The organism is Microbacterium sp. LWH12-1.2 (genome assembly GCF_040675825.1).
In the GTDB taxonomy this organism is placed as follows: Bacteria; Actinomycetota; Actinomycetes; order Actinomycetales; family Microbacteriaceae; genus Microbacterium.
The window spans coordinates 1,520,169-1,547,101 of sequence record NZ_JBEGIJ010000001.1; the positions used below are offsets into that span (position 1 = coordinate 1,520,169).

General features: G+C 67.7%; 29 protein-coding genes and 1 riboswitch. Of the genes, 4 read left to right on the plus strand and 25 right to left on the minus strand.

Annotation, left to right across the window (positions count from 1 at the left end; translation table 11 throughout):
* Positions 1–47: 47 nt before the first annotated feature.
* The gene (locus tag MRBLWH12_RS07335) at positions 48–638 is read left to right on the plus strand and encodes a DUF1349 domain-containing protein (RefSeq protein WP_363547685.1); all 591 of its coding nucleotides are present in this window, start codon (positions 48–50) and stop codon (positions 636–638) included.
* Between the two features lie 36 nt (positions 639–674).
* Here MRBLWH12_RS07335 and argH read toward each other — a convergent pair whose 3' ends face one another.
* From argH to MRBLWH12_RS07415, 16 genes are all read right to left on the minus strand, one after another.
* Positions 675–2,105, minus strand: a complete 1,431-nt coding sequence (gene argH, locus MRBLWH12_RS07340) for an argininosuccinate lyase (protein ID WP_363547687.1) — start codon at positions 2,103–2,105, stop codon at positions 675–677.
* Positions 2,102–3,040 carry an ornithine carbamoyltransferase gene (argF, locus tag MRBLWH12_RS07345; protein ID WP_363547690.1) on the minus strand — a complete coding sequence of 313 codons (939 nt, stop codon included), beginning with the start codon at positions 3,038–3,040 and terminating at the stop codon, positions 2,102–2,104. Before argF ends, argH begins: the two co-directional genes overlap by 4 nt.
* Positions 3,037–4,263: an acetylornithine transaminase gene (locus MRBLWH12_RS07350; protein ID WP_363547693.1), complete on the minus strand. Its 1,227-nt coding sequence runs from the start codon at positions 4,261–4,263 to the stop codon at positions 3,037–3,039. The genes argF and MRBLWH12_RS07350 overlap by 4 nt, the downstream gene beginning before the upstream one ends.
* Positions 4,260–5,177, minus strand: coding sequence for an acetylglutamate kinase (argB, locus tag MRBLWH12_RS07355; protein WP_363547696.1), 918 nt, complete (start codon positions 5,175–5,177; stop codon positions 4,260–4,262). The genes MRBLWH12_RS07350 and argB overlap by 4 nt, the downstream gene beginning before the upstream one ends.
* Positions 5,174–6,331: a bifunctional glutamate N-acetyltransferase/amino-acid acetyltransferase ArgJ gene (argJ, locus tag MRBLWH12_RS07360; protein ID WP_363547699.1), complete on the minus strand. Its 1,158-nt coding sequence runs from the start codon at positions 6,329–6,331 to the stop codon at positions 5,174–5,176. Before argJ ends, argB begins: the two co-directional genes overlap by 4 nt.
* A complete protein-coding gene (gene argC, locus MRBLWH12_RS07365) occupies positions 6,328–7,380 on the minus strand; it encodes an N-acetyl-gamma-glutamyl-phosphate reductase (protein WP_363547702.1) in 1,053 nt (350 codons plus the stop codon). The genes argJ and argC overlap by 4 nt, the downstream gene beginning before the upstream one ends.
* A 214-nt stretch (positions 7,381–7,594) precedes the next feature.
* The gene (locus MRBLWH12_RS07370; protein WP_363547705.1) at positions 7,595–9,121 is read right to left on the minus strand and encodes a bifunctional hydroxymethylpyrimidine kinase/phosphomethylpyrimidine kinase; all 1,527 of its coding nucleotides are present in this window, start codon (positions 9,119–9,121) and stop codon (positions 7,595–7,597) included.
* A riboswitch (TPP riboswitch) is annotated at positions 9,112–9,205 on the minus strand. (Overlaps the previous gene by 10 nt.)
* Before the next feature lie 6 nt (positions 9,206–9,211).
* Positions 9,212–9,925: a DUF402 domain-containing protein gene (locus tag MRBLWH12_RS07375; protein ID WP_363547708.1), complete on the minus strand. Its 714-nt coding sequence runs from the start codon at positions 9,923–9,925 to the stop codon at positions 9,212–9,214.
* Positions 9,926–9,962: 37 nt separating this feature from the next.
* On the minus strand, positions 9,963–12,461 hold the full coding sequence (pheT, locus tag MRBLWH12_RS07380) for a phenylalanine--tRNA ligase subunit beta (protein WP_363547711.1): 2,499 nt from the start codon (positions 12,459–12,461) through the stop codon (positions 9,963–9,965).
* A complete protein-coding gene (gene pheS, locus MRBLWH12_RS07385) occupies positions 12,461–13,501 on the minus strand; it encodes a phenylalanine--tRNA ligase subunit alpha (protein ID WP_363547714.1) in 1,041 nt (346 codons plus the stop codon). The genes pheT and pheS overlap by 1 nt, the downstream gene beginning before the upstream one ends.
* 60 nt (positions 13,502–13,561) lie before the next feature.
* Entirely contained in the window at positions 13,562–14,197 is a 636-nt protein-coding gene (locus MRBLWH12_RS07390; RefSeq protein ID WP_363547717.1) for a hypothetical protein, read from the minus strand.
* 11 nt (positions 14,198–14,208) lie between these two features.
* Positions 14,209–15,132: an amino acid ABC transporter permease gene (locus MRBLWH12_RS07395; RefSeq protein ID WP_341974243.1), complete on the minus strand. Its 924-nt coding sequence runs from the start codon at positions 15,130–15,132 to the stop codon at positions 14,209–14,211.
* Positions 15,129–15,785 carry an amino acid ABC transporter permease gene (locus tag MRBLWH12_RS07400; protein ID WP_341974242.1) on the minus strand — a complete coding sequence of 219 codons (657 nt, stop codon included), beginning with the start codon at positions 15,783–15,785 and terminating at the stop codon, positions 15,129–15,131. The genes MRBLWH12_RS07395 and MRBLWH12_RS07400 overlap by 4 nt, the downstream gene beginning before the upstream one ends.
* Positions 15,786–15,850: 65 nt before the next feature.
* Entirely contained in the window at positions 15,851–16,756 is a 906-nt protein-coding gene (locus MRBLWH12_RS07405) for a glutamate ABC transporter substrate-binding protein (RefSeq protein ID WP_341974241.1), read from the minus strand.
* Positions 16,757–16,798: 42 nt separating this feature from the next.
* Positions 16,799–17,569, minus strand: coding sequence for an amino acid ABC transporter ATP-binding protein (locus MRBLWH12_RS07410; protein WP_363547722.1), 771 nt, complete (start codon positions 17,567–17,569; stop codon positions 16,799–16,801).
* A gap of 100 nt (positions 17,570–17,669) precedes the next feature.
* Complete coding sequence (locus tag MRBLWH12_RS07415; RefSeq protein WP_341974239.1) at positions 17,670–18,482, minus strand: TrmH family RNA methyltransferase; 813 nt, start codon at positions 18,480–18,482, stop codon at positions 17,670–17,672.
* Positions 18,483–18,577: 95 nt separating this feature from the next.
* Here MRBLWH12_RS07415 and MRBLWH12_RS07420 point away from each other — a divergent pair, with 95 nt between their 5' ends.
* Positions 18,578–19,039 (plus strand): DUF2809 domain-containing protein, encoded by a 462-nt coding sequence (locus MRBLWH12_RS07420; protein ID WP_363547725.1) that lies wholly within the window; start codon positions 18,578–18,580, stop codon positions 19,037–19,039.
* 25 nt (positions 19,040–19,064) lie between these two features.
* Here MRBLWH12_RS07420 and rplT read toward each other — a convergent pair whose 3' ends face one another.
* The 3 genes from rplT to infC all read right to left on the minus strand — a co-directional run bounded on the left by rplT (position 19,065) and on the right by infC (position 20,382).
* On the minus strand, positions 19,065–19,451 hold the full coding sequence (gene rplT / locus MRBLWH12_RS07425) for a 50S ribosomal protein L20 (RefSeq protein ID WP_102193108.1): 387 nt from the start codon (positions 19,449–19,451) through the stop codon (positions 19,065–19,067).
* 30 nt (positions 19,452–19,481) lie between these two features.
* Positions 19,482–19,676 (minus strand): 50S ribosomal protein L35, encoded by a 195-nt coding sequence (rpmI, locus tag MRBLWH12_RS07430; protein ID WP_017828564.1) that lies wholly within the window; start codon positions 19,674–19,676, stop codon positions 19,482–19,484.
* Between the two features lie 73 nt (positions 19,677–19,749).
* Positions 19,750–20,382, minus strand: a complete 633-nt coding sequence (gene infC, locus MRBLWH12_RS07435) for a translation initiation factor IF-3 (RefSeq protein WP_341978372.1) — start codon at positions 20,380–20,382, stop codon at positions 19,750–19,752.
* A gap of 276 nt (positions 20,383–20,658) precedes the next feature.
* On the opposite strand from infC, the gene MRBLWH12_RS07440 reads away from it, so the two are divergent.
* The gene (locus MRBLWH12_RS07440; protein ID WP_341974236.1) at positions 20,659–21,051 is read left to right on the plus strand and encodes a DUF1844 domain-containing protein; all 393 of its coding nucleotides are present in this window, start codon (positions 20,659–20,661) and stop codon (positions 21,049–21,051) included.
* Between the two features lie 161 nt (positions 21,052–21,212).
* On the opposite strand, the gene MRBLWH12_RS07445 is transcribed toward MRBLWH12_RS07440, so the two are convergent.
* Genes MRBLWH12_RS07445 through priA form a run of 3 tightly spaced genes read right to left on the minus strand, consistent with a single transcriptional unit; the run spans position 21,213 to position 23,189 of the window.
* Positions 21,213–21,617 (minus strand): hypothetical protein, encoded by a 405-nt coding sequence (locus MRBLWH12_RS07445; RefSeq protein WP_363547729.1) that lies wholly within the window; start codon positions 21,615–21,617, stop codon positions 21,213–21,215.
* Positions 21,618–21,637: 20 nt separating this feature from the next.
* On the minus strand, positions 21,638–22,459 hold the full coding sequence (locus tag MRBLWH12_RS07450; RefSeq protein WP_363547732.1) for an SseB family protein: 822 nt from the start codon (positions 22,457–22,459) through the stop codon (positions 21,638–21,640).
* Complete coding sequence (priA, locus tag MRBLWH12_RS07455; protein ID WP_341974234.1) at positions 22,443–23,189, minus strand: bifunctional 1-(5-phosphoribosyl)-5-((5-phosphoribosylamino)methylideneamino)imidazole-4-carboxamide isomerase/phosphoribosylanthranilate isomerase PriA; 747 nt, start codon at positions 23,187–23,189, stop codon at positions 22,443–22,445. Before priA ends, MRBLWH12_RS07450 begins: the two co-directional genes overlap by 17 nt.
* Positions 23,190–23,345: 156 nt before the next feature.
* Between priA and MRBLWH12_RS07460 the strand changes: the two genes are divergently transcribed.
* Positions 23,346–24,542, plus strand: coding sequence for a MinD/ParA family ATP-binding protein (locus MRBLWH12_RS07460; RefSeq protein ID WP_363547736.1), 1,197 nt, complete (start codon positions 23,346–23,348; stop codon positions 24,540–24,542).
* Between the two features lie 37 nt (positions 24,543–24,579).
* Here the strand turns inward: MRBLWH12_RS07460 and hisH are convergent, their stop codons facing one another.
* From hisH to MRBLWH12_RS07475, 3 genes are read right to left on the minus strand one after another with little or no spacing between them, the layout of a single operon-like run.
* Positions 24,580–25,218, minus strand: a complete 639-nt coding sequence (gene hisH / locus MRBLWH12_RS07465; protein WP_341974232.1) for an imidazole glycerol phosphate synthase subunit HisH — start codon at positions 25,216–25,218, stop codon at positions 24,580–24,582.
* Positions 25,215–25,820, minus strand: coding sequence for an imidazoleglycerol-phosphate dehydratase HisB (gene hisB / locus MRBLWH12_RS07470; protein WP_341974230.1), 606 nt, complete (start codon positions 25,818–25,820; stop codon positions 25,215–25,217). Before hisB ends, hisH begins: the two co-directional genes overlap by 4 nt.
* Positions 25,817–26,902, minus strand: coding sequence for a histidinol-phosphate transaminase (locus tag MRBLWH12_RS07475; RefSeq protein WP_363547739.1), 1,086 nt, complete (start codon positions 26,900–26,902; stop codon positions 25,817–25,819). Before MRBLWH12_RS07475 ends, hisB begins: the two co-directional genes overlap by 4 nt.
* Between the last annotated feature and the right edge of the window lie 31 nt (positions 26,903–26,933).

Sequence of the window (26,933 nt, forward strand, 5' to 3'; positions counted from 1 at the left end):
CACGAATAATTCACTACTTATGCCTTATTTGGCTATACTCTGGGAACATGCCTGAATCACAGATCATCCCCTGGTCCGTCGGGACCTGGACCCATGCCCCCGCCACGCAATCCGCGGACGCCGCAGACCACCTCGACGTCACAGCCGTCGAGAGCAGCGATGCGTGGCGGCACACCGCCTACGGATTCGTGCACGACACCGAGCATGCGCTGCTCGCCCCGCTCGCGGTCGGCGAGGCCATGGACGTCTCGTTCCGTGCGCCCTGGGACGGACAGTTCGATCAGGCCGGCGTCTTCGTGAGGATTGACGACGAGCACTGGATGAAGGCGGGCATCGAATACGCCGACGACCACCTCGGTCTCGGTGCCGTCGTCACAGACATCCGATCGGATTGGTCGGTCGGCCACGTCGACGACTGGCACGAGAGCGAGATCACCGTGCGCGTCAGCCGATGGCCGGACGCCCTGATCGTGCGCGCCCGCGCAGGCGACGGCGAGTGGCGGCTGGTGCGGGTCGCACCGTTCGACGGGGATGCTCCCGCATCCGCCGGGCCATTCCTCGCTGCTCCCACCCGCTCCGACTTCACCGTCCGCTTCACGCGCTGGGAGCGTTCGGCCGCCGACACGGATCTGCACTGAGTCGCTGCAGACCGCAGTCGCGACATGCCGATCGCCCTAGAGACCGAGCGCGTGCGCGGCCGCCTGAGCCCGCGCGACCAGCTCGGCGCGCTGCTCCGCGACGCGCACCGGTGCCGTACCGCCGGCGCCGGTGCGCGATGCCACTGACCCTTCGATCGTGAGCACCTCGCGCACCTCCGGTACGAGGTGCGCCGAGACAGAGAGCAGCAGTTCGTCGGAGGCATCCTCGAGCCCGATGCCCTGTTCCTCGCACGCACGCACGAGCGCGCCCGAGATCTCGTGGGCGTCGCGGAACGGGACCCGGCGCTTCACCAGCCACTCGGCGACATCTGTCGCCAACGAGAAGCCCTGCGGTGCGAGCGCCGCCATCCGCTCCGTGTCGAATCGCAGCGTCGCGATCATCCCTGCGAATGCCGGGAGAACGACCTCGAGGGTCTGCACCGAGTCGAACACCGGCTCCTTGTCCTCCTGCAGATCGCGGTTGTACGCGAGAGGGAGTCCCTTGAGCGTCGCCAGCAGACCGGAGAGATTGCCGATGAGGCGCCCCGACTTGCCGCGAGCGAGCTCGGCGATGTCCGGATTCTTCTTCTGGGGCATGATGCTCGAGCCGGTCGAGTAGCCGTCGTCGAGCGTGACGAACCCGAACTCGCGGGTGTTCCAGAGGATGATCTCCTCGCTGAGCCGCGAGATGTCGACACCCGTCATCGCCGTGATGAAGGCGAATTCGGCCACCACGTCGCGTGCCGACGTGCCGTCGAGCGAGTTCTCCGCCGGACGGTCGAGACCCAGCTCGGTTGCCACCAGCGCAGGATCGAGCCCCAGGGTGGATCCCGCCAGCGCTCCCCCGCCGTAGGGCGAGACTCCGGCACGACGACGCCAGTCGACCAGGCGCTCGAGTTCGCGCACCAGCGGCCAGCCGTGCGCCTGCAGGTGGTGCGCCAGCAGCACCGGCTGGGCGTGCTGGAGGTGGGTGCGGCCGGGAAGGATCGCATCGGGGTGCGCCTCGGCCTGCGCGACGAGGGCATCGACGACGCGCAGAATATCGCGGGCGATCACGCGTGCGTGGTCGATGAGGTACATCCGCACCAGCGTCGCGATCTGGTCGTTGCGGCTTCGGCCGGCGCGCAGCCGCCCGCCGAGTTCCGGACCGAGTTCGGCGATCAGAGCCTGCTCCAGGGCGCCGTGCACGTCCTCATCGCTCGGAGCCGGTTGCAGACTTCCGTCCTGCACCGAGCGGAGCACAGCATCCAGCCCCTCGTGCATCCGCTGCGCCTCGTCCGGCTCCAGATAACCGGCGGCAGCGAGCGCGGTCGCATGCGCGTGGGAGCCGGCGATGTCGTACGGCGCCAGGATCCAGTCGAAGTGCGTCGAGCGGCTGAGCTCCACCAGCTCCGGCGACGGCCCCGTCGCGAACCGGGCGCCCCAGAGCGCACCTTCGTTCGTGCCCTCGTGCTTCGCACCGGTCATCTTGCGTCCTTCGTCTTGCCGAGCAGCCAGACCAGCAGCGCCTTCTGCGCGTGCAGCCGGTTCTCCGCCTCATCCCAGACCACGCTCTGCGGGCCGTCGATGACCTCGGAGTCCACCTCGTAACCGCGATCGGCGGGAAGACAGTGGATGAAGATCGCCTCAGAGTCGGCGAGGGCCATGGTGTCCGGGGTGACCTTGTAGGCACCGAGATCGCGGATCCGTGCGAGCTTCTCCTCCTCCTTGCCCATCGACACCCAGGTGTCGGTGACGACGACATCGGCTCCGATCGCAGCAGCGACCGGGTCGGTGAGGAGAGTGATCGAGCCACCCGTCTCGGCCGCGCGGCGCTCTGCGGCCTCGACGACATCGGCACGCGGAGCGTAGCCGGCCGGAGCGACGACCCGCACGTGCATCCCCGCTGTGACGCCCGCGAGGATGTACGAGTGCGACATGTTGCTCTGGCCGTCGCCGAAGAAGCTCAGTGTGAGTCCCTTGAGCTCGCCCTTGTGCTCGCGGATCGTCAGAAGATCCGCAAGGAGCTGGCACGGGTGGAAGTCGTCGGAGAGCGCATTGATGACCGGCACCCTGGTGCCCCTGGCCATCTCCTCGAGCCCTGCCTGCGCATAGGTGCGCCAGACGATGGCCGCGACCTGGCGCTCGAGCACGCGCGCGGTATCGGAGGGCGTCTCCTTCCCGCCGAGCTGGCTGTTCGCCGTCGAGATGATCAGCGGAGAGCCGCCGAGGTCGGCGATGCCGACCGCGAACGAGACCCGGGTACGGGTCGAGGACTTGTCGAAGATCACCGCGACGGTCTGGGGGCCGGCGAGGCTCTTGTCGGCCCAGCGGTCCTTCTTCAGTTCGAGCGCGAGATCGAGGATCTCGGCCTGCTCGGCAGGAGTCAGGTCGTCATCGCGCAGCAGGTGGCGGGTGGTCATGCGTGAACCTTTCCGGTCTCGGGTGCGGATGCCGCGGCGGCGGATGCCTGGACATCGGCGAGTGCGGCGGCGAACAGCTCACGGAACTCGGCGATCTCGGCATCGCCGATGTTCAGCGCCGGTGCGATCCGCACGGTTTCGGGATTGGCCGCGTTGATGATCAGGCCGCGCTCCTGGGCGGCGGCGACGACGTCGCCGGCCACCGGCTGCGTGAGGCCGACGCCGATGAGGAGTCCGCGACCGCGGACGCCGTCGATCAGCGGCGAGCCGATCCCTTCGATGACGGCTCGCAGCTCCTCGCCGCGTCGTGCGGCGTTGTCGACGAGGCCCGCGTGCTCGATCTCGGCGAGCACGGCGTCGGCGACGGCCGTCGCCAGCGGGTTCCCGCCGAAAGTCGAGCCGTGCGAACCGGGGGTGAACAGCGCGCTGGCCGCACCGAACGTGACCAGCGCACCGATCGGGAACCCACCGCCGATCCCCTTCGCCAGGGTGATCGCGTCCGGCGTGATGCCGTCATGACTGAACCCGAACCAGGCCCCGGTACGACCGGCGCCCGTCTGGATCTCGTCGACGATGAGGAGGGCGCCGTGCTTCAGCGTGAGCGAGCGTGCCGCAGCGAGGTACCCCGCTGGCAGTTCGACGACCCCGGCCTCGCCCTGGATGGGTTCGACGATGACCGCAGCGACGCGATCATCGATCGCCGCTTCGAGCGCTTCGATGGTGGCGGGAATGTGCTCGACGCCGCCGGGCATCGGCTCGAACGGCGCGCGCATGGTGGCTTTCGCGGTGAGAGCGAGCGATCCCATGGTGCGACCATGGAAGCCGTTCTCCAGGGCGATGATGCGCGGGCGTTCCGTTCCCCCGTGCAGGCGGGCGAGCTTGAATGCCGCCTCGTTCGCCTCGGCACCGGAGTTCGAGAAGAACACGCGTCCATCGATCCCCGCGCCGGCGAGGCGCTTCAGACGAGCGGCGAGCGCGAGCTGCGGCGGAGTCGCGAAGTAGTTCGAGACGTGGGCGAGAGTGGCCGCCTGCTTCGAGATGGCCTCGACGAACACCGGGTGCGCATGTCCGAGCGACGTCACGGCGATGCCGGCGAGGAAGTCGAGGTGGCGTCGGCCGTCGGCGTCCCACAGGTAGGAGCCTTCGCCACGCGTGAGCAGCGCAAGACGCGGTCCCGCGTTGAGGACCAGATCGCTCGCCGCGTCATCCTGCCAATTACTCATGCCGATACCCCGTTCGCTGCCATGACCACTTCTGTTCCGATTCCTTTGCTCGTGAAGAGTTCGACGAGTACCGAGTGGGGCACTCGCCCATCGATGATGGCCGCCGCGTCCACTCCCCCCTCGACAGCGTCGAGGCAGGCCCGCATCTTCGGGATCATCCCCGACTCCAGCTTGGGCAGCATGCTGATGAGCTCGGTCGAGGTGAGATGAGAGACCAGCGAATCCCGGTTGGGCCAGTCCGCGTAGAGGCCGGGCACGTCGGTGAGGATGACGAGCTTGGCGGCATCCAGGGCGATCGCCAATGCGGCCGCCGCGGCATCCGCATTCACGTTCAGCGATTGTCCCGGGTGATCGAGATCGGGGGCGATGCTGGAGACGACCGGGATGCGACCGGCGGCGAGGTGATCGAGCACCGGCGTCGGATCCACCTCCACGACGTCGCCGACGCGTCCGAGATCGATCTCTTCGCCGTCGATGATGACGCCGCGGCGGCGGCCGCCGAACAGGCCCGCGTCCTCACCGCTGAGACCGGTGGCGATCGGACCGTGCGAATTGATCTTCGCGACGAGCTGCGGGTTCACCTGGCCGGTGAGCACCATCCGTACGACGCTGATCGCCTCGGTGTTGGTGACCCGGTAGCCGCCCTTGAACTCGCTGGGGATGTCCAAGCGCTCGAGCATGTCGGAGATCTGCGGCCCGCCACCGTGCACGACGACCGGCTGCACGCCGACGTAACGCAGATAGGCGATGTCCTGTGCGAATGCTTCCTGCAGCTCATCGGAGATCATGGCGTTGCCGCCGTATTTGATGACGACGATCTGGTCGCGGAACTTCTTCAGCCACGGGAGCGACTCGATGAGCGTCGAGGCCTTGACGGCGGCGACGTCCGGCGTGGTGTCCTGGATGTCGGTCATGAGGCGTACGCGCTGTTCTCGTGCACGTAATCGTGGGTGAGGTCGTTGGTGAGGATCGTTGCCGACGCATCGCCGACCTTCAGGTCGATCACGAGGTGCGTCGCGCGCGGCGTGAGGTCGACCTCTTCGCGGGGGCGATCGGGACCGCCCTGCGAGCACACCCGGACGCCGTTCATCGAGACGTCGACGTCGTACGGATCGAACTGCGCGTTGGTGGTGCCGATCGCCGCGAGCACGCGCCCCCAGTTCGGGTCGTTGCCGAAGATCGCCGCCTTGAACAGGTTGTTGCGGGCGACGGAGCGTCCGACTTCGACGGCATCCTGCTCGGATGCCGCATTCCGGACCTCGATCGTGATGTCGTGACTCGCGCCCTCCGCATCGCCCTGCAGTTTCACGGAGAGTTCGAGGCAGAGGTCGGTGAGCGCCTGGGTGAAGTCCTCGAGGTCCGGGACGACGCCGCTCGCGCCGTTGGCGAGCAGAGTGACCTGGTCGTTCGTCGACATGCAGCCATCGGAGTCGAGGCGGTCGAACGTCTGCCCGGTGGCGCGGCGGAGAGCCGCGTCGGCCTCGAGCGGCTCGAGGACGGCATCGGTGGTGAGAACGACGAGCATCGTGGCGAGGCCCGGTGCCAGCATGCCGGCACCCTTCGCCATGCCGCCGATGGTCCAGCCGTCGCGCGTGATCGTCGCCGTCTTCGACACCGAGTCGGTTGTCATGATCGCCTCGGCGGCGGATTGACCGCCATCCGCGCTGAGTTCGGCGATCGCGTGGGCGGTGCCGGTGAGCACCTTCGCACGGAACACCTCGTCGCCGACCCCGATCAGTCCCGTGGAGCAGATCAGCACGTCACCGGCGCTGACGCCGAGCAGCTCGGCCGCCTTCTCCGCGGTCTGATGCGTCGTCTGGAACCCGAACGTTCCGGTGAAGCAGTTCGCTCCTCCGGAGTTGAGGACGACCGCCTCGACGACGCGGTCCGCGACGGCCTGCTGCGACCAGATGATCGGGTTCGCCTTCGCGCGGTTGCTCGTGAAGACAGCAGCGCCGACCTTGCGCGGACCGCGGTTCACGACCACGGCGACATCGGGCTTGCCGGTGGACTTGAGACCGGCGGCGACGCCAGCGGCTTCGAATCCTTGGGGTGCGGTCACGCTCATGGTGCGACTCCGTTGATTGAGAGGGCGCGGTCCTCGGGCAGACCGAGCGCGAGGTTCATGGACTGGATGGCTGCTCCCGCGGTGCCCTTGACGAGATTGTCGACGGCGGTGACGACGGTCACGCGATTGGCTGCCCGGTCGATGGCGAGACCGATCAGGGCGGTGTTCGCGCCGAGCACGTCGGCGGTGCGCGGGAAACGGCCCTCCGGCAACAGCTGCACGAAGGTCTCATCGCCGTAGGCGCTCTCCCACGCGGCGCGGATCTCGGCATCAGTGACTCCGGGCACGATCGGCGCGGTCGACGTCGCGAGGATGCCGCGCGACATCGGCACCAGGACCGGCGTGAAGGAGATGCGGATGCTCTCGGGTTCCGCCCCACTGGACGCAGCGAGAGCCTGGCGGATCTCCGGGATGTGCCGGTGCGTTCCACCGACCGCGTAGGGGTTCGCGGTGCCGAGGACCTCACTGGCGAGCAGGTTCTGCTTGAGGCTCTTGCCCGCTCCGGATGGGCCGACCGCGAGGACGGAGACGATGTCACCGGGATCGATGACGCCCGCGGCGACACCTGGTGCGAGACTCAGGCTCACCGTGGAGGCGTTGCAGCCGGGCGCCGCGATCCGGGTCGCGTGGCGCAGAAGCTCGCGCTGCTTGACGCCGTCCACGAGGAGCTCGGGGACGCCGTAGCTCCACGGCTCGTGGAATGCGCCCCCGTAGAAGGCATCCCAGGCCGCCTCGGAGGTCAGGCGGTGATCGGCACCGGCGTCGATGACGAGCGGGGTGTCGCCCAGCGCATCGGTGTACTGCCCGGACTGGCCGTGCGGGAGAGCGAGGAACACGATGTCGTGACCGGAGAGGATCTCCGGCGTCGTGTCCTGCAGAGCGAGGTGAGCGAGCGAGCGCAGGTGCGGCTGATGATCGATCAGCGGCTGACCGGCATTCGAATGCGCGGTCACGGTACGGATGTCGATGTCGGGATGACCGGCGAGAAGGCGCAGAATCTCGCCGCCCGCATAGCCGGATGCGCCGGAGACGGCGACGGTGTACGTCATGCTTCTACCTTAACGGTCGGGGTCGGATGAGCCGGAGCGGCGACACCGGCACTCGACTGCCATCGGGCAGGAGCGCGGGGTCGCCTAGAGTCGGCGGTCGGACCGGCGTCGGCGCACCGAAACGACGCTCGGAACGAGCGTCAGTGAAGCGGATGCGGCCGAAGGCATGCCTGGACGATAGCGCGCGCTCGGCAGCATCCGCAAATCAGCAGCGTCATCGAGACGCGCAGCGCTCCATCGGCGCGTCGAAGAACGCCCGCTCATGACGGGAGGAAAGCTCGAACGCGCGGAACATCCGGGCGCGGGCGTCCGGGCCCACCCCCGCGGCGGCGTTCGCGACGTACCCGATCGCCCGCCGATTCGCTTCCTCGAACGCAGGGTCCGCGTACGTGGCGAGCCACGACGCGTAGGGATGCTGCGGGTTGCGCGCATAAGCACCGAACTCCCCCGCGTGCAGGCGCTTCCCGAGATCGGTGTACAGCCAGAAGCAGGGCAGGATCGCGGCGATGAGTTCGGTGTAATCACCGCCGAACGCGGTGGATCGCAGGTGGTCGAGATACGCGGTGGTGGCCGGTGCCGGCTCCGCCGCGAACGTCCACGTACCGACGCCTGTCTGCGGGGACAGCCACGAAGCGTGCAGCTCCAGTTCACCCACGATGGCTCCGTGCGCGGACTGCGCCCAGAACGCCTGCTCTTCGGAGGTCGGCGCGAGCCGTCCGGCCTGGGCGAGCACCCGAGCGTATTCCCGGAGGTAGAGCGCGTCCTGGCCGAGATAGAACAGGAAGGGTTCGCGGGACAGTGTGCCGTCGGCGAGACCGCCGATGAAGGGCAGCGCGTCGATGTCCGATCTGATCTCCGCGATCCGCGCCCACCAGTCAGCGACGACCTCCTCGGGTATCGGGGACGACACGATGCCTCCTCGTCGCCAGAGCCCGGCGAAGTGGCTGATCGGCCCCTGCCCGCCTCCGACATTGAGGGTTTCGCTCCCACGGAGGGATTCGCGCACCCACGCACGGGACACCGCGACCGCCTGGGACCAGTCGTCGCCGTGCGCACGTCGTGTGGCGAGAGCGGACGACAGCGAGCATCCGGTGCCGTGGGTGTTCACCGTCGCGATCCGTGCACCGCCGAACTCGTGTACGACGCCGCCCGGCTCGACGAGGGCATCCGGGGACTCGTCGCCGGGAAGGTGCCCGCCCTTGACCAGCACCGCCGCACCGGTCTCATCGGACAGCGCCACGGCCGCGGCGATCGCGTCACTCCAGTCGACGATGTCCCGATCAGTGAGCACCCCGAGCTCGATGAGGTTCGGCGTGATCAGGTGCGCCTGAGCGAACAGGGCACGCAATGCGACCTCCGCATCGGGATCGAGCAGTCGGTCGCCGCTTGTGGCGACCATCACCGGATCGACGACGACCACCGGCGGACGGGTGACCGTGAGCCAGGCCAGCACCGTGCGGATGACTTCGGCGTTCGCGAGCATCCCGATCTTGACGGCATCGATCTCGATGTCGTCGGAGACGGCATCGAGCTGCTCCCGGAGGAACACAGTCGGCGGCACGTGCACTGCGCGGACGCCCCGGGTGTTCTGCGCCGTGAGCGCGGTGACCACCGCCATACCGTAACCGCCGTTCGCGGCGATGGACTTGAGGTCGGCCTGGATTCCGGCCCCGCCGGAGGGGTCGCTGCCCGCGATGCTGAGCACCCGAGGTACGGACGGTGGACGCAGAAGATCGCTCATTGCGACATCCCTTCGCTAGTACGAACTAGATCAGGTTCGACGGGTGTGTTCTCAGCCGCGGATGCGGCACCCCGTGTCACTGCTCGCAGTCTATGTGACCAGCTCTTCGAGGCCGGGCAGAACCGGGATCGTCCACGTCGATTCCGGACGCCAGCGCACCCACTCGCGATCGAACGGCCAGTCCCCTTCGTGGAACGAGGTGATCGCCGCATCCGCGTGGCGCTCGATCTGCGCGGCCTGTTCTCTGGTGAGGCGCCCCTGCTCGACACAGGCGGCCAACTCGTCCTCGTCCTTGAGATGGATCGTGCCATCGGCCTCGATCTCGACGTCGAGGATGTGGTCGGAGGAGTACGTATCGCGGTCGGTGCGCAGATGCGCGTTCTCGAGGTTCACGTACCAGCCCGCGAACTCCCAGTCGTCGCCCGTCGTGTCGCTCCAGAACAGCCAGATCGACCAGGGCAGGCCGGCCGGAGCGATCCGCACGACTCCGTTGCCCCACCACTCCTCGACGATGCGGGTCCGGGTGACGAGCCAGCGCTGGTCGAGCGGCACGGTTCGGATACGACGACCGTCCGGCCCGCCCTGACCCTCTACACGCGTGCCCGCGGCGAGCCAGGCGACGAGACCCCGATCGTCATCGCGGACCACCCGCATCGGCGCGATGTACGACGGATCGCCGGGCTGCCACCCCGGCCGGCGGTAGTGCCAGTTGACGACCTCGCCTGCACTCAGGAACGGCCCTTCGCCCATCGGCCGGGCGCCTTCCGGCACGGCGGCCGGGGTGCTGTGCGGAAGGATGCTCATCCCGGCACGATACCCCCGGCTCGCCGCTGCGCAGTACTCAGTCGCGCAGTGTCGCCGCGAAGCGCTCCTCAGCCAGCGCGACGCCGGCGAGTTTGGCTTCCGTCGCCTCTGCGGCCGTGAGCGTGCGATCGTCCGCGCGGAAGCGCAGAGCGAACGTCAGGCTCTTGAAGCCGTCGGGCACTCCGTCACCGCGGTAGTCGTCGACGAGGCGCACCGTCTCGAGCAGCGCGCCGGCGCCCTCCACGAGCGCGCCACGCAGTTCGGCAGCGCTGACGGCGACCGGGACCACGAGCGAGACATCCTGCGTCGCTGCCGGGAACGTCGACAGCGATGCGGCGACCACACGGTTTCCAGCGAGCTCGAGGATGCGGTCGAGGTCCACCTCGAGCACGGTCGCGCGCCCCGGCAGATCGGCGCCTTCGGCGACGACAGGGTGCAGTTCGCCGACGTAGCCGACCTCCTCGCCCCCCAGGACCAGCGAGCCGGTGCGCCCCGGGTGCAGAGCAGCGCGCTCGGCCTGCACGACATCGATCTCGACGCCGGCAGCCGCAGCGATCACACGCACAGCATCCAGCGCTTCAGCGAGGCCGGCGGCCTCTGCAGCACGGCCAGGCTGACGGGCGACGACGTTGCCTGCGAGCAGGACGGCGACGTGACGGTGCTGCGGAGGAATCGAGGCGTTCAGCTCTGCGAGCTTCTCCTCGGAGGGACGCTCGCCCAGCGGCGGCACGGTGTCGGTGCCATACGTCACTCCCGGTTCCGGGAGGAACACGATGCCGGTCTCGAACAACGCGAGGTCAGTGAGGCCGCGCGAGATGTTGCGGTGCGCGATCTGCAGCAGACCAGGGATCAGCGAGCGGCGCAGGTACGGCGCGTGCCCGTCGAGCGGGTTTGCCAGCCGGATGCTCGGCAGGTGCTCCCCCGACGCCGAACCGTGCAGATCGTTCTGCATCTCGGTCGTGAAGGGGAAGGCCGGCGTCTCGACGAACCCTGCCGCTGCCAGCGCATCGGCGACACGGCGTCGGCCCTGCTGCAGCGGCGTGAGTCCGCGCCCGGATGGCGGCGTCGGAAGGACCGACGGGATGCGGTCGAGCCCGTGGATACGGGCGACTTCCTCGGCGAGCGTCCACTTGTCGGTGAGATCCGGACGCCAGGTGGGCGGGATGACCTGCCAGCCCTGGCCGACCGCGGTGATCTCGGCGCCGATCATGGTCAGGGCACCCGTGATCTCGGCATCCGTGTAGTCGACGCCGATGAGACCTTGCACGAAGCCCTCGGGGAGCTCGATGCCCTCGACGAACACCTCGGCGAACAGCGCACCGCCGAGGTCGTCGTATGCGCCACCGGCCAGGTCGACCATGAGGTCGGCGACGCGACGAGCGGCGACGAAGGGAAGCAGCGGGTCGGTTCCGCGCTCGAAGCGGCGGGATGCCTCGCTGGGCAGCTTGTGCCGTCGGGCTGCGCGCGCGATCGTGATCGGGTCGAAGGTCGCCGCTTCGATGAGGACGTTGCGAGTCGTCTCGCTCATCTCGGTGGTCGCGCCGCCCATGACGCCGGCGAGGCCGATCGGGCCGGACTCGTCCGTGATGAGCAGGTCTTCGACGTGAAGGGTGCGCACCTGACCGTCAAGGGTCTCGATCTTCTCGCCCGCCGTCGCCCGACGCACGGTGATGCCACCGGTGAGCTTGTCGAGGTCGTAACCGTGCACGGGGTTGCCGAGCTCGAGCATGACGTAGTTGGTGATGTCGATGAGGATGCCGAGCGATCGCATCCCGGCGAGCGACAGTCGGGCGATCATCCACGGCGGCGTCGGACGGGACGGGTCGACGTCGCGCACGACGCGCGCCACGAACTCACTCGCCCCGGCGCGTCCGCGGATCGGCGCCTGGTCGTCGACGACGATCGAGAAGCCCTCTCCCGGTGCGAGTTCGGCGAAGTCGCGGTCGGCAGGGTCGCGGAAGACCGCACCCGTCGCGTGCGAGTACTCCCGGGCGACGCCGCGCAGCGAGAAGGCGTAACCGCGGTCCGGGGTGACGTTGATCTCGACGGCGACGTCGTCGAGACCGAGCAACGAGATCGCGTCGGTGCCGACAGGCGCGTCGACGCCCAGCTCGGAAAGGATCAGGATCCCGTTGTGCTCGTCGCCGAGACCGAGCTCACGCGCCGAGGCGATCATGCCGTCGGAGACGTGGCCGTAGGTCTTGCGGGCAGCGATCGGGAACGGGCCGGGCAGCACGGCGCCGGGCAAGGTCACGACGACCTTGTCACCGACGGCGAAGTTATGGGCACCGCAGACGACGCCACGCGGCTCTGCCTCGCCGACATCGACCTGGCACCAGCGGATCGTCTTGCCGTTGGACTGCGGCTCGTCTTCGAAGGACACCACCTGTCCGACGACGACAGGACCGGTGATATCGAAGCGGTGGATGTCCTCCTCTTCGAAGCCGACGGTCACCAATGCCGCGAGGACATCTTCAGGAGTGGCATCCGCTGCCACATCCACGTACTCACGCAACCACGAAAGCGGGACGCGCATCACACCACCATCCCGAACTGCTCGCTGAAGCGCACATCGCCCTCGGCCATGTCACGCATGTCCTGCACATCGCTGCGGAACATCAGGCCGCGCTCGATGCCCATGCCGAAGGCGAAACCGCTGTACTCCTCCGGATCGATCCCCGCCGCGCGCAGCACGTTCGGGTTGATCATGCCGCAGCCACCCCACTCGATCCACCGTGCGCCCCCCTTGAAGGTCGGGTGCCAGAGGTCGAGCTCGGCGGACGGCTCGGTGAAGGGGAAGTAGTTCGTGCGGAAGCGCGTCTTCGCCTCCGGGCCGAACAGCAGCTTCGCGAAGTGATCGAGGGTGCCCTTGAGGTGAGCCATCGTGATGCCCTTGTCGACGACGAGACCCTCGAACTGGGTGAACACCGGGAGGTGCGTCGCATCGAACTCGTCCGTGCGGTACACGCGGCCGGGGCACAGCACATAGATTGGAACCTCGCGGTCGAGCATCGACCGCACCTGCACGGGACTCGTATGCGTACGCATGACGAGATGGCGATCGGCCGGGTCGACGAAGAAGGTGTCCTGCATCTGGCGTGCGGGGTGATCGACGTCGAAGTTCAGGGCGTCGAAGTTGAACCACTCATGCTCGAGCTCCGGTCCCTCCGCGATCTCCCATCCCATGCCGACGAAGATGTCGGAGACCTGGTCCTGCAGCAGGGTGAGCGGATGCCGAGCACCGACGCGCGTACGGGAGGCGACCGCGGTGATGTCGACGCGCTCCGCCTCCAGTCGAGCGGCGACCTCGGCCGCGGCGAGTTCGGCTTCCTTGGCAGCGAGAGCCTGGGTCACCTGACCTCGGCCCTGACCGACGAGCTTGCCGAATGCGGCCTTGTTCTCGGGGGCGACCTGGCGCATCGACGCGTTCAGGACCGCCAGCGGCGAGCCTTCCGCCACGTGCGCGGCACGGGCCGCCTTCAACTCGGTCGTACTGGCCGTGGCGCGGATCGCATCGAGCGCCGCGGCGACGGCGGCTTCGACCGCTTCTGGGGTGATCTCGGGAGACTCAGACACGAGAGTCGAGTCTACCGGGGACTGCATCGCGCCCTGTGCGCTCCCCTGTCGGACCTGGCCTCAGAGCGGACCGTACATGGGCGTGGCATGGTCGGGCTTCCAGGAAAGCCGATCCTCCTCGAGCCGGGCACGCAGTGCGGCGTCCGTCATCGCTCGACGACGGAACGATTCGCGGCCGCGGCCGAGCACACCGGCCGGCACGACGAAGGCGGAGACGAGGAACAGGAGGATCGCGACATTCACGACGATCAGGCCGAAGAATCGGCCCGTACTGATCATGGCCACGACCATCAGGGCGGTGACCGGAAGGTAGATCACCAGGGCGGCGCTGATGCCGGCGCGGAGCCGGGCCGGTCCACGCACGCTGCGCAGGCGTCCCGTGTCAGGGATCCGACGCTGCGCGCGGACAAGGAAGAGCGTGCACAGGCCGGCGAGCAGGACTCCCCCGCCGATGAGCGGGGCGCTCGAGATCCGACCGGTGACGAGGAGGAGTATGAGCCCGACCATCGCCGCGGAAACGCCGACGCTGATACCACCCGCCCAGGCTCCGGCCCTTGCCGCTTGAGTGTCGGCGAGGGCCCGCAGTCGCGTCGGAGCCTCCGGCGGATGAAGGGCCGCAAGATCTTCCGAGAGCCACCCATCCAGGTCGCGACTCGTCGCGGGAGGGTACGGAGAAACCGGCTCGACGGTGGTCATGGTGTTCGGGCTCAGCGGAGCCCGGCGCCGCCGTCCAGACCGCTCCCGCCCTTCTGCAGGGTGATCAGTTCCGTGTTCGTTCCGTCCTCATGCAGACGCGGGTCGGCACCGGCTGCCTCCACGATTCCGCGCACCTTGGGGGAACGCCGCGTGCGGATCTCCACCCACTTGGCGATCCCCGAGAGGATGAGGCACATGATGATGTAGATGCCGCCGATGACGAACGCAGACTGCAGGATCGGACGCCCCTGCTGCGAGGTGAGCTGCTTGGCGTAGTACAGCAGTTCGGGGTAGGTGATGATGAAGCCGAGTGCAGTGTCCTTCATCGTCACGACGAGCTGCGCCACGATCACCGGGAGCATGGCGCGGATCGCCTGCGGGAACAGGATCAGCCGCATGACGCCGCTCTTGCGCAGGCCGACGGCGTAGCCGGCTTCCTTCTGGCCCCGAGGGAGCGATTCGACGCCCGCACGGAGGACCTCGGCGAGCACGGAACCGTTGTAGACCATGAGCGCGAGCACGACGGCCCAGTACGGGTCCATCTTCACGCCGACGACCGGCAGCCCGTAGTACAGCAGCATCATGAAGACGAGCACCGGCACGGCGCGGAACAGCTCGGTGATCACGGTGACGGGAATGCGCACCCACGCGTGATCGGAGAGCCGGCCGATCGCGAGGACGAAGCCGAGCACGATGCTGAGCACTGCGGCGAGGGCGAAGGCGGCGAGAGTGTTCCCGAGCGCCTTCCCGATGCCCATCCAGACGTTCGAGAACGTGAAGACGAACCACTTCTGCTCGGAGAACTGACCGGTGACGAGCATCCGGTAGATCACGAAACCAAGGGCCGCGAGCACCACGAGGATGGTGACGACGGCGAGGATGCGGTTGCGAGCGATCGCCCGGGGGCCGGGGACGTCGTAGAGCACGGAAGTCATCGTGCGATCCTCCATCGGTTCTCGAGATAGCGCTGCAGGCCGCTCATCACCATGACCAGCGCCACGAAGACGACGGCCACCCAGAGCAGGACCTCCATCGGGTTGCCCGGCCTGTCCGCGGCATCGTTGATCGTCGATCGGAGTGCGGCGAGCTCGGCGATCGAGAAGCCGGCGGCGACCGTGGTGTTCTTCAGCAACGCGATGAACACGCTCATCATCGGCGGGACGACCGAGCGGAAGGCCTGCGGAAGGATGACGGAGGTCATCACCTGGCCGAACGGAAGGCCGATGGCTCGAGCGGCCTCGGCCTGCCCGACCGGCACCGTGTTGATGCCGGCGCGCAGCACCTCGGCGACGTAGGTCGCCGTGTAGACGCCGATCGCCAGGATGCCGAGCACCGTGTTCGACAGGTTCGGCAGCCCGAGTTGCGGGTAGCCGAACACGAAGAAGAAGAAGACCAGGGTGAGCGGGGTGTTGCGTACGAGGTTGACGTACACCGTGCCGACGCTGCGCGCGATCGGCACCGGCGAGACGCGCATCGCGCCGACGATGATTCCCAGCACGAGCGCGATGATCCCGCCGATGAAGAAGACGAGCAGCGTGTTGCCGATCGCCTCTCCCCACAGGTCGAGGTTGCCGAAGATGACGTCCACGCCACCCTGCCCTTCTTCAAGCTGTACGGGGCGGCCTCCGGGAGAGGAGGCCGCCCCCGGTCAGATCAGTACGCGTCGACCTTGGGCTGCTCGACCTCGATGCCGGACTCGCCGAGGTTCGCATCGAAGATCGCCTGCCAGATCTCGCCGCCGTCCGTGAACAGCTCGTTGATGTGTGCGCGCATCACGTCGTCGCCCTTGGTGAGGCCGACGCCGTAGCGCTCCTCGGTGAACAGCGGGCCGGTGACCTTGACGTCGTCCGGGTACTGGGCGGCGTAGCCGATCAGGATCGCCTGGTCGGTGGTGACCGCGTCGACCTTGCCGTCGATGAGGTCCTGAACGCAGGCGGAGTACAGGTCGTACTCCTGCGTCTTGATGTCAGGGAAGTTCGCCTTGATGTTCTGGATCGGCGTGGAGCCGGTCGCGGAGCAGACGGTCTTGCCGTTGAAGTCCTCGAGCTTGTCGGCTTCTTCGGCGTCTGCCGCGACGAGCAGGCCCTGACCGGTGATGAAGTAGGGGCCGGCGAAGTCGATCAGTTCCTTGCGCTTGTCGTTGATCGAGTAGGTGCCGACGTAGTAGTCGATGTCACCGTTCGTGATGGCCTGCTCGCGGTTGGCGGAGGCGATCGGCTTGAACTCGATCTTGTCCTCGTCGTAGCCGAGCGAAGCCGCGATCCAGCGTGCGATGTCGATATCGAAGCCGGTGCGCTCGCCCGACGTGACGTCGAGGTAGCCGAGACCGGGCTGGTCCTCCTTGACGCCGACGATGACCTTGTCGCGCGCGGCGATCGCGTCGAACGTGGGGCTGCCCTCGAGAGCCACGTCCTTCGCAACCTCGAACCAGGTCGAATCCTCGGTGGGCTCCTCGGCGCCGCCGCCGGGGTTCGTCGGGGTGCCGCTGTTGCAGGCGGTCAGCGCCAGCAGTGCTGCTGCCGCGATTCCGATGCCCGCCAGTGTCCGTGTGCGTCGCATGTGCGTCTCCTTCGTGTGCTGTGAATGCAGGGTCAGAAAAGTTCAGTGGGTGAGGAGCTTCGAGAGGAAGTCCTTGGCACGGTCGCTCTTCGGGTTCGTGAAGAACTCCTCGGGCGTCGCCTCTTCGACGATGCGCCCGTCGGCCATGAAGACGACCCGATCGGCGGCCTTGCGCGCGAAGCCCATCTCGTGGGTGACGACGATCATCGTCATCCCCTCATGCGCCAGTCCGACCATCACGTCGAGGACCTCGTTGATCATCTCAGGGTCGAGCGCGCTGGTCGGCTCGTCGAAGAGCATCACCTTGGGGCGCATCGCCAGGGCCCTGGCGATCGCGACACGCTGCTGCTGACCACCGGAGAGCTGTGCGGGAAGCTTCGACGCCTGCTTGGCGACGCCCACGCGTTCGAGAAGCGCCATCGCCTCTTTGTCGGCATCCGCCTTCTTGAGGCCGCGGACCTTGATCGGTCCGAGCGTCACGTTCTCGAGGATCGTGAGGTGCGCGAAGAGATTGAAGGACTGGAAGACCATGCCGACGTCAGCCCTGAGGTTGGCGAGGCCCTTGCCTTCGGCGGGCAGCGCCTTGCCGTCGATGCTGATCGTGCCGCTGGTGATCGTCTCCAGGCGGTTGATCGTGCGGCACAGCGTCGACTTTCCCGAGCCGGACGGACCGATGACGACGACGACCTCACCGGAGTTGACGGTCAGGTCGATGTCGGTCAGAGCCTGGAAATCGCCGTAGTGCTTCTGGACGTTGTCCACCACCACCAGGGGGGTACCGCCTTCGCGCGGCGCGCCATTGCTTTGTGCCATGCCCCCACCCTAGGAGTTGACGCTCACGCAGACGAGAGCAACTCGATGTGGTTACACACTTGTAACCGCGCGATCCGCGGCTTCGCTGCGCGGCCGGTGCTCAGCGGGTGGCGTCGGCGCGCTGCGAGAAGGCGCTCTCATAGAGGCAGACACTGGCCGCGGTCGCCAGGTTCAGCGATTCGGCGCGGCCGAAGATCGGCAGCCTGAGCACCCGATCGGCGAGCGACAACGCGCTGTCCTCCAGTCCATGCGCCTCGTTTCCGAACAGCCAGGCTGTCGGCTCGGCCAGCACGCCCTCGGAACGGGCCTGCAGCAGGTCATCGCCCTTGACGTCTGCGGCGAGGATGTTGAGCCCGGCCGCATGTGCACGCTTGATGACATCGGACAGATCACCGCCCACAGATACGGGCAGGTGGAACAGGGACCCGGTGGTGGCGCGCACCACCTTCGGGTTGTACGGATCGACGGTGCGGCCGGTCAGCACCACGGCGTCGGCACCTGCGGCATCCGCTGCCCTGATGATCGTCCCGAGGTTTCCAGGATCGCGCACCTCCTCGCAGATCGCGACCAGACGAGGAGAGGCAGCGAAGATCTCGCGCACCGACGTCGGAGTCTGGCGCACCACCGCGACGAGCCCCTGAGGGGTGACGGTGTCTGCCATCGCGTTGAGGACGTACTCGGTGACGTACTCGACCACGACGGCGTTCTCTGCCGCCGCGGCACGGATGTCGGGATGCTTCTCCCACCCCGTCGGGGTGGCGAACAGGTCGACGATCGATTCGGGTCGATAGGTCAGCGCCTCACGGACGGCCTGCGGACCTTCAAGAAGGAACAGGCCGGTCTCGGTGCGCGCGCTGCGCTTGGTCAGTTTCGCGACGGCACGGACTCGGGGGGAGCGGGGGTTCTCCAGCACGTTCTCAGTCTAGAGAGTACGTCGGCTCCCGCGGAGACACTCCGGGTCACCACGCTACTCGGGTCAGATCCAGATGGGCTCGATAGGGTGCGTCGATGACGACGGATGCCCCTGCCGCGACGAGAGCACGCCGGGTCACGCTCGTCGCCCTCACCGCCATCACGATCGGCGCGGGGCTTCTCGTGCACCGCTTCGGCGAAGGCATGGTCGGCGACATCGTGGGCGATGCCCTCTATGCGGTGATGATCTATCTGTTCGTGGCTGTCGTCTTCCCGCGTCGCCCCGCTGCGTGGCGGGCGACGGGCGCCGTCGCCGTGTGCTTCGCGATCGAACTGCTGCAGCTCACGGGTCTCCCCCGGGCGTGGAGCGCCGTGTTCCCACCCGTGCAGTTGGTCTTCGGCTCGGGGTTCGACCCGCGTGACCTGCTCGTCTACGCATCCGCGGTGCTGCTCGCTCTCATCACCGAGGGCGTGGTCGGGCGGATGCTCCGCGCGAAGCGGCCGATGCGGGAAGACGCCAGAGGGCGCCCTCCCGAAGGAGAGCGCCCTCTGATCTGAGTCGCTTGCGCGACGGAAGAGCTGCTTACGCGGCCGACTTCGGTGCGTTGACGTCGGAAGGCAGAGCCTTCTTGGCCGTCTCGATGAGAGACGTGAACGTCGCTGCGTCGTTGACCGCGAGGTCGGCGAGCATACGACGGTCGACCGTGACGCCCGCGAGGCCGAGGCCCTGGATGAAACGGTTGTAGGTCATGCCGTTCTGGCGTGCAGCGGCGTTGATGCGCTGGATCCACAGGCGGCGGAAGTCGCCCTTGCGCTTGCGGCGATCCCGGTACGAGTAGACCAGGGAGTGGATGACCTGTTCCTTGGCCTTGCGGTACAGGCGCGAACGCTGACCACGGTAGCCGGAGGCGCGCTCGAGGATGACGCGACGCTTCTTGTGGGCGTTTACCGCCCGCTTTACTCTTGCCATGACTTCTTCCTATTCCTGCGTTCGGGCGCGTCAGCGACCGAGAAGCTTCTTCGCGACCTTGGTGTCGGCCTTCGAGAGCACCTGGTCCTGGTTCAGACGACGGGTGCGACGGCTCGACTTGTGCTCGAGGTTGTGACGCATCCCGGCCTGCTGCTTCTTCAGCTTGCCGCTGCCGGTGATCTTGAAGCGCTTCTTAGCACCCGAGTGGGTCTTCTGCTTCGGCATCTTCTCTTCCTTCGTATGGCGCCTTCTCAGGCGACGTTGTCAACCCGCAATGCGGGAGTCTTGTGGGCGGGCCTCAGCCCGCGGCATCCTCGACGACGGCGGGAGCATCTGCTTCGCTCTTCGCTTCACGCGTGGCCTGCTTGTTCGCAGCGCGCTGCGCGTCGCGAACAGCGTTCTGCTCCTGCTTCGCCTCGGACTTGCTCTTCAGCGGAGCCACGACCATGACCATGTTGCGACCGTCGATGGTCGGGTTCGACTCGACCGTGCCGAGCTCGGCGACGTCCTCGGCGAACTTGCGCAGCAAGCGCACACCCTGCTCGGGACGCGACTGCTCGCGACCGCGGAACAGGATCATTGCCTTGACCTTGTCGCCGGCCTTGAGGAAGCCCTCGGCGCGCTTGAGCTTGGTCGTGTAATCGTGCGCCTCGATCTTCAGACGGAAGCGGACTTCCTTGAGGATCGTGTTCGCCTGGTTGCGGCGAGCTTCCTTTTCCTTCTGGGCGGCCTCGTACTTGAACTTGCCGTAGTCCATGATCTTGACCACAGGCGGCTTCGAGTTCGGGGCGACCTCGACGAGATCGAGGTCAGCTTCCTGCGCAAGGCGCAACGCCGCCTCGATGCGGACGACGCCGATCTGCTCACCCGCGGGGCCGACGAGGCGAACCTCGGGGACGCGGATGCGCTCATTAGTGCGGGGATCGCTGATAGGTGCTCCTTAGACGATGCGATTCGGCCTCCGCGATGCTTTCTGCATCACGGGCGAATTCGGAATCGTCCCCCACCCACCGGCATTCAGATACCGGCTTCGCACCCTGACATCGGACAGGTTTCCTCGCGGATCTGACCGAACTACCGGACGGAGCCGGCGGAGTGCTGGACCCGGTAGCCTGGAACGGCAAGCGCGGGTGGGAAGTGAATCCTCTTTCGTACCGGAGCATTTACGCTCCGGAGCCCGACAAAGTCTAACAGAAGGCAAGGCGAAGTGACGACTCAGGGTCAGGACCAGGCAGATCGCGAGCGCGAAGAGCGCTGGGCACGGCAGGAGGAGGCAGCGTCTTCGGCCACGAGGGACATTGCCGATGTCCCAGCCGTCGAAGTGATCACGACAGCCGCCGTGCACTTGATGAGTGCCGCCGCCGTCAAGGTCGGCCTGGCGCACGACCCGGATGCCGAGCTCGATCTCGATGAGGCGCGCAAGCTCATCAACGCCCTCGCCGGACTCATCACCGCCGGCGCCCCGGAGATCAGCGATATGCACGCGCGGTCGCTCCGCGACGGCCTCCGGTCGCTGCAGCTCGCATTCCGCGAAGCATCCGTCATCCCCGACCCGATCGGCAAGGGACCTGGCGAGAAGTGGACGGGCCCGGTCAACTAGCTTCTGCTTCCGGGCTCGGGATCATGCCCTTCGCTCGCAGAGCGGGGACCCTCCCGCTTCGCGGGCCCCTCCCGATGCTCGCCCCGGGCATGATCCCTCCCCCTCACGTCTCGCGCGTGTGACCTTGGGAATCAGCAGAGACTTGAACTGAGGTGACGGCTTCACCGTTCCACGACTACCGGGTTGGCTGTCGAAGGGCCCCCGCAGGGATCGGTCGAATGCGTCCAACCGATCTCGTGCTGCTCTTCCACGATGAGAGCGCCGTCGGCCCCGTAGACGCGGAGCAGGACCTCGTCTGGTGCGGTCATGCCGAACTGGAAGGTGTCGACATCTCCACGGACAGGGGTGCTCAGGTCGAGAGGGGGCGTTTCCGTCTCTCCCGGAGCCGGAGAGCAGCCCGCATCCGTGCAGAGCTGTATAAACGCGTCGTCGCCGTACACGGATGCGTCGATCTCGACGGTGTTGATCCACCCGATCGCGGGGCAGTTGCGCGGGAAGAGCTGCGCGCACGCGGTCACACCGACCAACAGCAGCACCGTGAGGATCGCGACCGCTGTTCTACGCATGCCGCCACCCTAGATCCCGGTCAGGCGCTGCGGCGGAGCTTGACGGTGAGGGAGTCGGCGAGGACCGCGATGCGATCGTCGGACGCCCAGCGCTGAGCCAGTCGGGCGAGGACGGCGTCGAGCACCTCGCGCTCCAGGCCGTCGACGAGCTCGAGGATCACGATGAGCTCGGGTCCCCGCAGGCGCGCGTCGGGGTCGCCGGCAGCGACAGCGACATCGATAACCGCGAGTTCGTGCCAGATGCTCTCCTGGAGGGCGGCGAAGACCTCCGGCGACAGGAAGCTCGGCTCCCAGGCGTGTCCCTGCGCGATCGCCCAGACGGCCGGGCGACGGATGACGAACTCGGTGTCGGATGTCGGGTCCAGCACGATCAGGTCGGTGTCTTCTGCGGACGCTGCCAGGGCCGCACGCACGGCTTCGACCGGGATCGGCCGCGCCGTGGCATCCCACTTCGACATCGCCTCGACCGAGGAGAACACCGGCTGCACACGACGGCCGTCGGGAGCAGCCACCGTCACGATCGACAGTTCCTGCGTCTTGTCGACCGTCAGCCCGTTCGGGGCTGTGCCCTCCTCGCCCTTCTCCGCGACGAGCGGGATGAGCACCCGCGCGCTGCGAAAGGCGTCGACGACCTCAGCCTGACTCCCCTGCCCCGCGCGGAAACGCAGCAGGGCATCGAGCAGCACGGGATCGGCGGAACCGTCGTCGGCGGCGTGCGGGTTCGCCTCGAAGCTGCGCCCCTCCCAGGGGACGCCGGCCGAATCGCGGGCCGCGCCCGGTGCCGCCGAATCGCCGGCCGCGCCCGAGCCGTGATCGCAGGCGCCGTCAGTCTCCTGCGACATCCAGCGCCTCAGCCAGCGTGAAGGCGCCGGCGTAGAGGGCCTTGCCGACGATGGCGCCTTCGACACCCAACGGCACCAGTTCGCGGAGGGCCGCGATGTCATCGAGGCTGGAGATCCCACCCGAGGCGACGACGGGCTTCGGAGTGCGCGCCACGACCTCGCGGAGAAGTTCGAGGTTCGGGCCGCGCAGTGTGCCGTCCTTGGTGACGTCGGTCACGACGTAGCGGCTGCAGCCGGCCTCCTCGAGACGGTCGAGCACCTCCCAGAGGTCGCCGCCCTCCTTGGTCCAGCCGCGCGCCGCGAGCGTCGTACCGCGCACGTCAAGGCCGACGGCGATCGCCTCGCCGTAGCGTCCGATGACGTCGGCGGCCCACTCGGGGTTCTCCAGTGCTGCGGTGCCCAGGTTGATGCGCGTCGCGCCGCTCTCCAGGGCCGCTTCCAGCGTGGCGTCGTCACGGATGCCGCCGGAGAGCTCGACGTTCACGTTGCGGAACTGCTTGATCACCTTGCGCAGGATCGGAGTGTTGCTGCCGCGACCGAAGGCGGCATCCAGGTCGACCAGGTGGATCCACTTCGCGCCCTGCGCGACCCACTCCCCTGCGGCGTCCAGCGGGTCGCCGTAGTTGGTCTCGGTGCCGGCTTCGCCCTGCGTCAGACGCACGGCCTTACCGCCGGCGACGTCGACTGCGGGGAGCAGGGTGAGAGTGGGAGTTGACGCGAAGTCGTTCATGTCGTCCTCAGGTGAAATGGAGCGGCCGATTCATCGGCACGAGAATCGACACTAGTCCGACGCCGGGACCGGTTCAAATGGGGCGATACCGATCGACACAAGGCAAGAGGGTAGCCTCGTGTGCAACCGTGTTCGATTCGGGGAGGGCGATGAACGATGGCCAACGATTCTGATCTGCGCGGAGTCGGTCCGCTGCGACGTGGCAACCCCGAACCCGTGAACGTGCCTGAAGCGGTCTCCGCCGAACCCGTGTTCGAAGAGCGCGTCCATGAGGAGCCGCTTCCCGCGGGCCTCCTCTTCGACGTGCCGATCACCGCCGGCGAGGTTCCGCGGGTGGCAGCGACGTCGAGCGCGGCACCGTTGGTCGCGGCACCCGAGCGCGAGCTCGAGGTCGCCTCGGAACCCGCGCCCTCACGCCGCACGCAGCGGGACCGCGCGGAGCGGCCGTCGTTCCTGCATCAGGAGCGGCGCGAGGAGCCGGCCCGCCGCGGCGCACGGGGCGCGCTGAATCGTCTCGGGTTCTCGCTGCGTCCGAGCGCCGCCGAGCAGGCGGTCCGTGACGACGAGCACGCTGTCAGCCAGCACTGGCCCGGCCCGCGGACCGTCGCGGTCGTGAACGGCAAGGGCGGCGCCGGGAAGACGCCGACAACAGTGCTCCTCTCCGCGGTCTTCGCCCAGTACGGAGGCGCCGGCGTCCTGGCATGGGACAACAATCAGACCAGGGGCACCCTCGGCTGGCGCACGGAAAGCGGCCCGCACGATCGCACGCTCCTCGAACTCCTGCCCGAGACGGAGCGGCTGCTCGGTGCGCGCGGTCAGTCTGCCGATCTCGCACATTTCGTCCACCACCAGCCGCGGGAGAAGTACGACGTCCTGCGCTCCAAGCCGATCAGGCTCGCCCACGAGAACCGACTCAACCCCGACGACGTCGACGCGATCCACGCCGTCGCCGCCAAGTTCTATCGCCTGATCATCATCGACTCGGGCAACGACGAGTCCGATCCGATGTGGCTGCGGATGATCGATCGCTCCGACCAGATCGTCGTGGCGACGACCACCCGAGACGACCACGCCGAGGCCGGAGCACTCCTGCTGGAGGCGCTCGAGGAGCGCGATGCGCGGTCAGCGCAGCTGGCCCGACAGTCGGTGGTCGTAGTGACGCAGGCCGATCCCAAGGCATCGCAGGCAGACGTCGATCAGATCGTCGACGGGTACGGGTCTCTTGCGCGCGAAGTCGTGACCATCCCGTTCGACCGCGGGATCGTCGACGGCGCGCTCAAGCTGGGTTCGCTGGATCCGGTGACGAAGCGGGCCTGGCTGTCGGCCGCGGCAGCCGTCGCCCGCGGACTCTGACAGCAACGGAACCGTTCGTCGCCCGGCCGGACTGCGATCAGGTCAGCGACTGCACCCAGTTGCGCAGCAGCCGGATTCCGGCCTCGCCGGACTTCTCGGGGTGGAACTGGGTCGCCGACAGCGGTCCGTTCTCCACGGCTGCGAGGAACGGATCGCCGTAGGTGGTCCACGTCAGGACCGGCTGCGGGAACGGTGGGATGACGTCGAGTTCCCAGGCCTGCGCGGCGTAGGAGTGCACGAAATAGAACCGCTCCTGTTCGATGCCCTCGAAGAGCACGCTTCCCGAACCGGGTTCGACGGTGTTCCAGCCCATGTGCGGCAGTACCGGCGCGTTGAGCTCGGTCACCGCACCAGGCCACTCGCCGAGGCCCTCGGAATCCTGCCCGCGCTCGACGCCGTGCTCGAACAGCACCTGCATCCCGACGCAGATGCCCAGCACCGGACGCCCCCCGGCGAGACGTCGATCGATGATCTCGTCACCGCCGCGCGCCTTGAGCGCGTCTCGGACGGCCGCGAAGGCACCGACGCCGGGAACGACGAGGCCATCGGCCTCGAGCGCCTCTTTGCGGTCACCGGTGAGCACAGCATCCGCGCCGGCGGCGATGAGCGCCTTCACGGCAGAGTGCACGTTGCCGGACTCGTAGTCGAAGACGGCGATGCGAGGCGTGCGCGTCACAGTGCACCCTTGGTGGACGGGATGCCATCGACGAGCGGGTCGAGCGCCTTCGCCTGGCGGAACGCGCGAGCGAACGCCTTGTACTCCGCCTCGGCGATGTGGTGCGGGTCGCGCCCGCCGAGCACCCGGATGTGCACGGTGAGTCCGGCGCCGAAGGTGATCGCTTCGAAGGAGTGGCGCACGAGCGAACCGGTGAAGTGACCGCCGATGAGGTGGTGCTCGAATCCGGCCGGCTCGCCGTCGTGCACGAGATACGGACGGCCGCTGATGTCGACCACGGCCTGCGCGAGCGCCTCGTCGAGGGGAACGAGCGCATCGCCGTACCGTGAGATGCCGGACTTGTCGCCCAGCGCCTCGGCGATCGCCTGCCCGAGGACGATGGACACGTCCTCGACGGTGTGGTGCGCGTCGATGTGGGTGTCGCCGGAGGCGCGCACGGTGAGGTCGGTGAGCGAGTGCTTCGCGAACGCGGTGAGCATGTGGTCGAAGAACGGCACGGACGTGTCGATGCGGCTCGCACCGGTGCCGTCGAGGTTCAGTTCCAGTTCGACGGTGGACTCCGACGTGCTGCGGACGCGACTGGCGGTGCGGGGGGCGCTCATGATGCTGATTCTATCGACGCGAGAGCATCCAGAAATGCGGTGCTCTCGGCCTCGGTTCCGGCGGTGACTCTCAGGTGCCCGGGGATGCCGACGTCGCGAATGAGGACACCGCGGTCGTAGAGCTGCTGCCAGGTGCGCTTGGGGTCGCTGACCCCGCCGAACAACACGAAGTTCGACCAGGACTCGTGCGGCGTGTATCCCAGCGCCTCCAGCGTCGCCGCGATGCGATCACGCTGCTCGACGATCTCGTCGACCATGCTCAGCATGATCGCGGAGTTGCGCAGCGCGGCGACGGCCGCCGCCTGCGTGAGCGCACTCAGGTGATAGGGCAGCCGCACCAGTCGCAACGCGTCGATGAAGGCGGGGTCAGCAGCGAGATAGCCGACGCGCGCACCGGCGAAGGCGAACGCCTTGCTCATCGTTCGGGACACGGCAAGACGAGGGCGTCCTTCGAGGAGGGACAACGCGGATGCCGCCTCCTTCGGTGCGAACTCCTGATAGGCCTCATCGACGATGACGACGCCACGTGCGACCTCGTACACGGCTTCGATGACGTCGAGGCCGAGCGGTGTTCCGGTGGGATTGTTCGGCGAACAGAGGAGGATGACGTCGGGGTCGACCTGTTCGACCTGCGCGACCGCCTCCTCCGGCGTGATCGTGTAGTCCGGCTCCCGCACCCCGGCGATCCACCGCGCACCCGTCCCCTGAGCGATCAGCGGATACATGGAGTAGGTGGGCGCGAACCCGAACGCCGTGCGCCCCGGCCCCGCAAAGGCCTGGAGGATGTGCTGCAGCACCTCATTGGAGCCGTTGCCGGCCCAGATCTGATCCGCGTCCAGACCGTGGCCGAGATACTCGGCGAATCCCTCGCGCAGGGTGGTGAACTCGCGGTCGGGGTATCGGTTCACGTCCCGCAGCGCGACGGCGATGTCGTCGAGAATGTCGCTGGCCACCTCATCGGGCACCGGGTGCGTGTTCTCGTTGACGTTGAGGGCGATCGGAAGCGGTGCCTGCGGTGCGCCGTACGGGGTGAGCCCGCGAAGATCGTCACGCAGCGGCAGGTCGTCGAGAGAGGCGGTCACCCCTCCCATGCTAGAACGCTGCGAGCCTCTG

Coding starts and splice junctions, on each gene's coding strand:
- MRBLWH12_RS07375 (WP_363547708.1), bottom strand. CDS start 9,925: ATGAGCATCCTTCCGCACAGCACCCCGGCCGCCGTGCCGGAAGGCGCC.
- MRBLWH12_RS07370 (WP_363547705.1), bottom strand. CDS start 9,121: ATGAGCGATCTTCTGCGTCCACCGTCCGTACCTCGGGTGCTCAGCATC.
- MRBLWH12_RS07335 (WP_363547685.1), top strand. CDS start 48: ATGCCTGAATCACAGATCATCCCCTGGTCCGTCGGGACCTGGACCCAT.
- MRBLWH12_RS07395 (WP_341974243.1), bottom strand. CDS start 15,132: ATGACTTCCGTGCTCTACGACGTCCCCGGCCCCCGGGCGATCGCTCGC.
- MRBLWH12_RS07410 (WP_363547722.1), bottom strand. CDS start 17,569: ATGGCACAAAGCAATGGCGCGCCGCGCGAAGGCGGTACCCCCCTGGTG.
- argJ (WP_363547699.1), bottom strand. CDS start 6,331: ATGAGCGTGACCGCACCCCAAGGATTCGAAGCCGCTGGCGTCGCCGCC.
- priA (WP_341974234.1), bottom strand. CDS start 23,189: ATGAACGACTTCGCGTCAACTCCCACTCTCACCCTGCTCCCCGCAGTC.
- MRBLWH12_RS07450 (WP_363547732.1), bottom strand. CDS start 22,459: ATGTCGCAGGAGACTGACGGCGCCTGCGATCACGGCTCGGGCGCGGCC.
- MRBLWH12_RS07405 (WP_341974241.1), bottom strand. CDS start 16,756: ATGCGACGCACACGGACACTGGCGGGCATCGGAATCGCGGCAGCAGCA.
- MRBLWH12_RS07350 (WP_363547693.1), bottom strand. CDS start 4,263: ATGAGTAATTGGCAGGATGACGCGGCGAGCGATCTGGTCCTCAACGCG.
- argC (WP_363547702.1), bottom strand. CDS start 7,380: ATGACGTACACCGTCGCCGTCTCCGGCGCATCCGGCTATGCGGGCGGC.
- MRBLWH12_RS07460 (WP_363547736.1), top strand. CDS start 23,346: ATGGCCAACGATTCTGATCTGCGCGGAGTCGGTCCGCTGCGACGTGGC.
- MRBLWH12_RS07445 (WP_363547729.1), bottom strand. CDS start 21,617: ATGCGTAGAACAGCGGTCGCGATCCTCACGGTGCTGCTGTTGGTCGGT.
- MRBLWH12_RS07390 (WP_363547717.1), bottom strand. CDS start 14,197: ATGACCACCGTCGAGCCGGTTTCTCCGTACCCTCCCGCGACGAGTCGC.
- pheT (WP_363547711.1), bottom strand. CDS start 12,461: ATGCGCGTCCCGCTTTCGTGGTTGCGTGAGTACGTGGATGTGGCAGCG.
- argF (WP_363547690.1), bottom strand. CDS start 3,040: ATGACCACCCGCCACCTGCTGCGCGATGACGACCTGACTCCTGCCGAG.
- MRBLWH12_RS07420 (WP_363547725.1), top strand. CDS start 18,578: ATGACGACGGATGCCCCTGCCGCGACGAGAGCACGCCGGGTCACGCTC.
- rpmI (WP_017828564.1), bottom strand. CDS start 19,676: ATGCCGAAGCAGAAGACCCACTCGGGTGCTAAGAAGCGCTTCAAGATC.
- rplT (WP_102193108.1), bottom strand. CDS start 19,451: ATGGCAAGAGTAAAGCGGGCGGTAAACGCCCACAAGAAGCGTCGCGTC.
- argB (WP_363547696.1), bottom strand. CDS start 5,177: ATGACCGACATCCAGGACACCACGCCGGACGTCGCCGCCGTCAAGGCC.
- hisB (WP_341974230.1), bottom strand. CDS start 25,820: ATGAGCGCCCCCCGCACCGCCAGTCGCGTCCGCAGCACGTCGGAGTCC.
- argH (WP_363547687.1), bottom strand. CDS start 2,105: ATGACCGGTGCGAAGCACGAGGGCACGAACGAAGGTGCGCTCTGGGGC.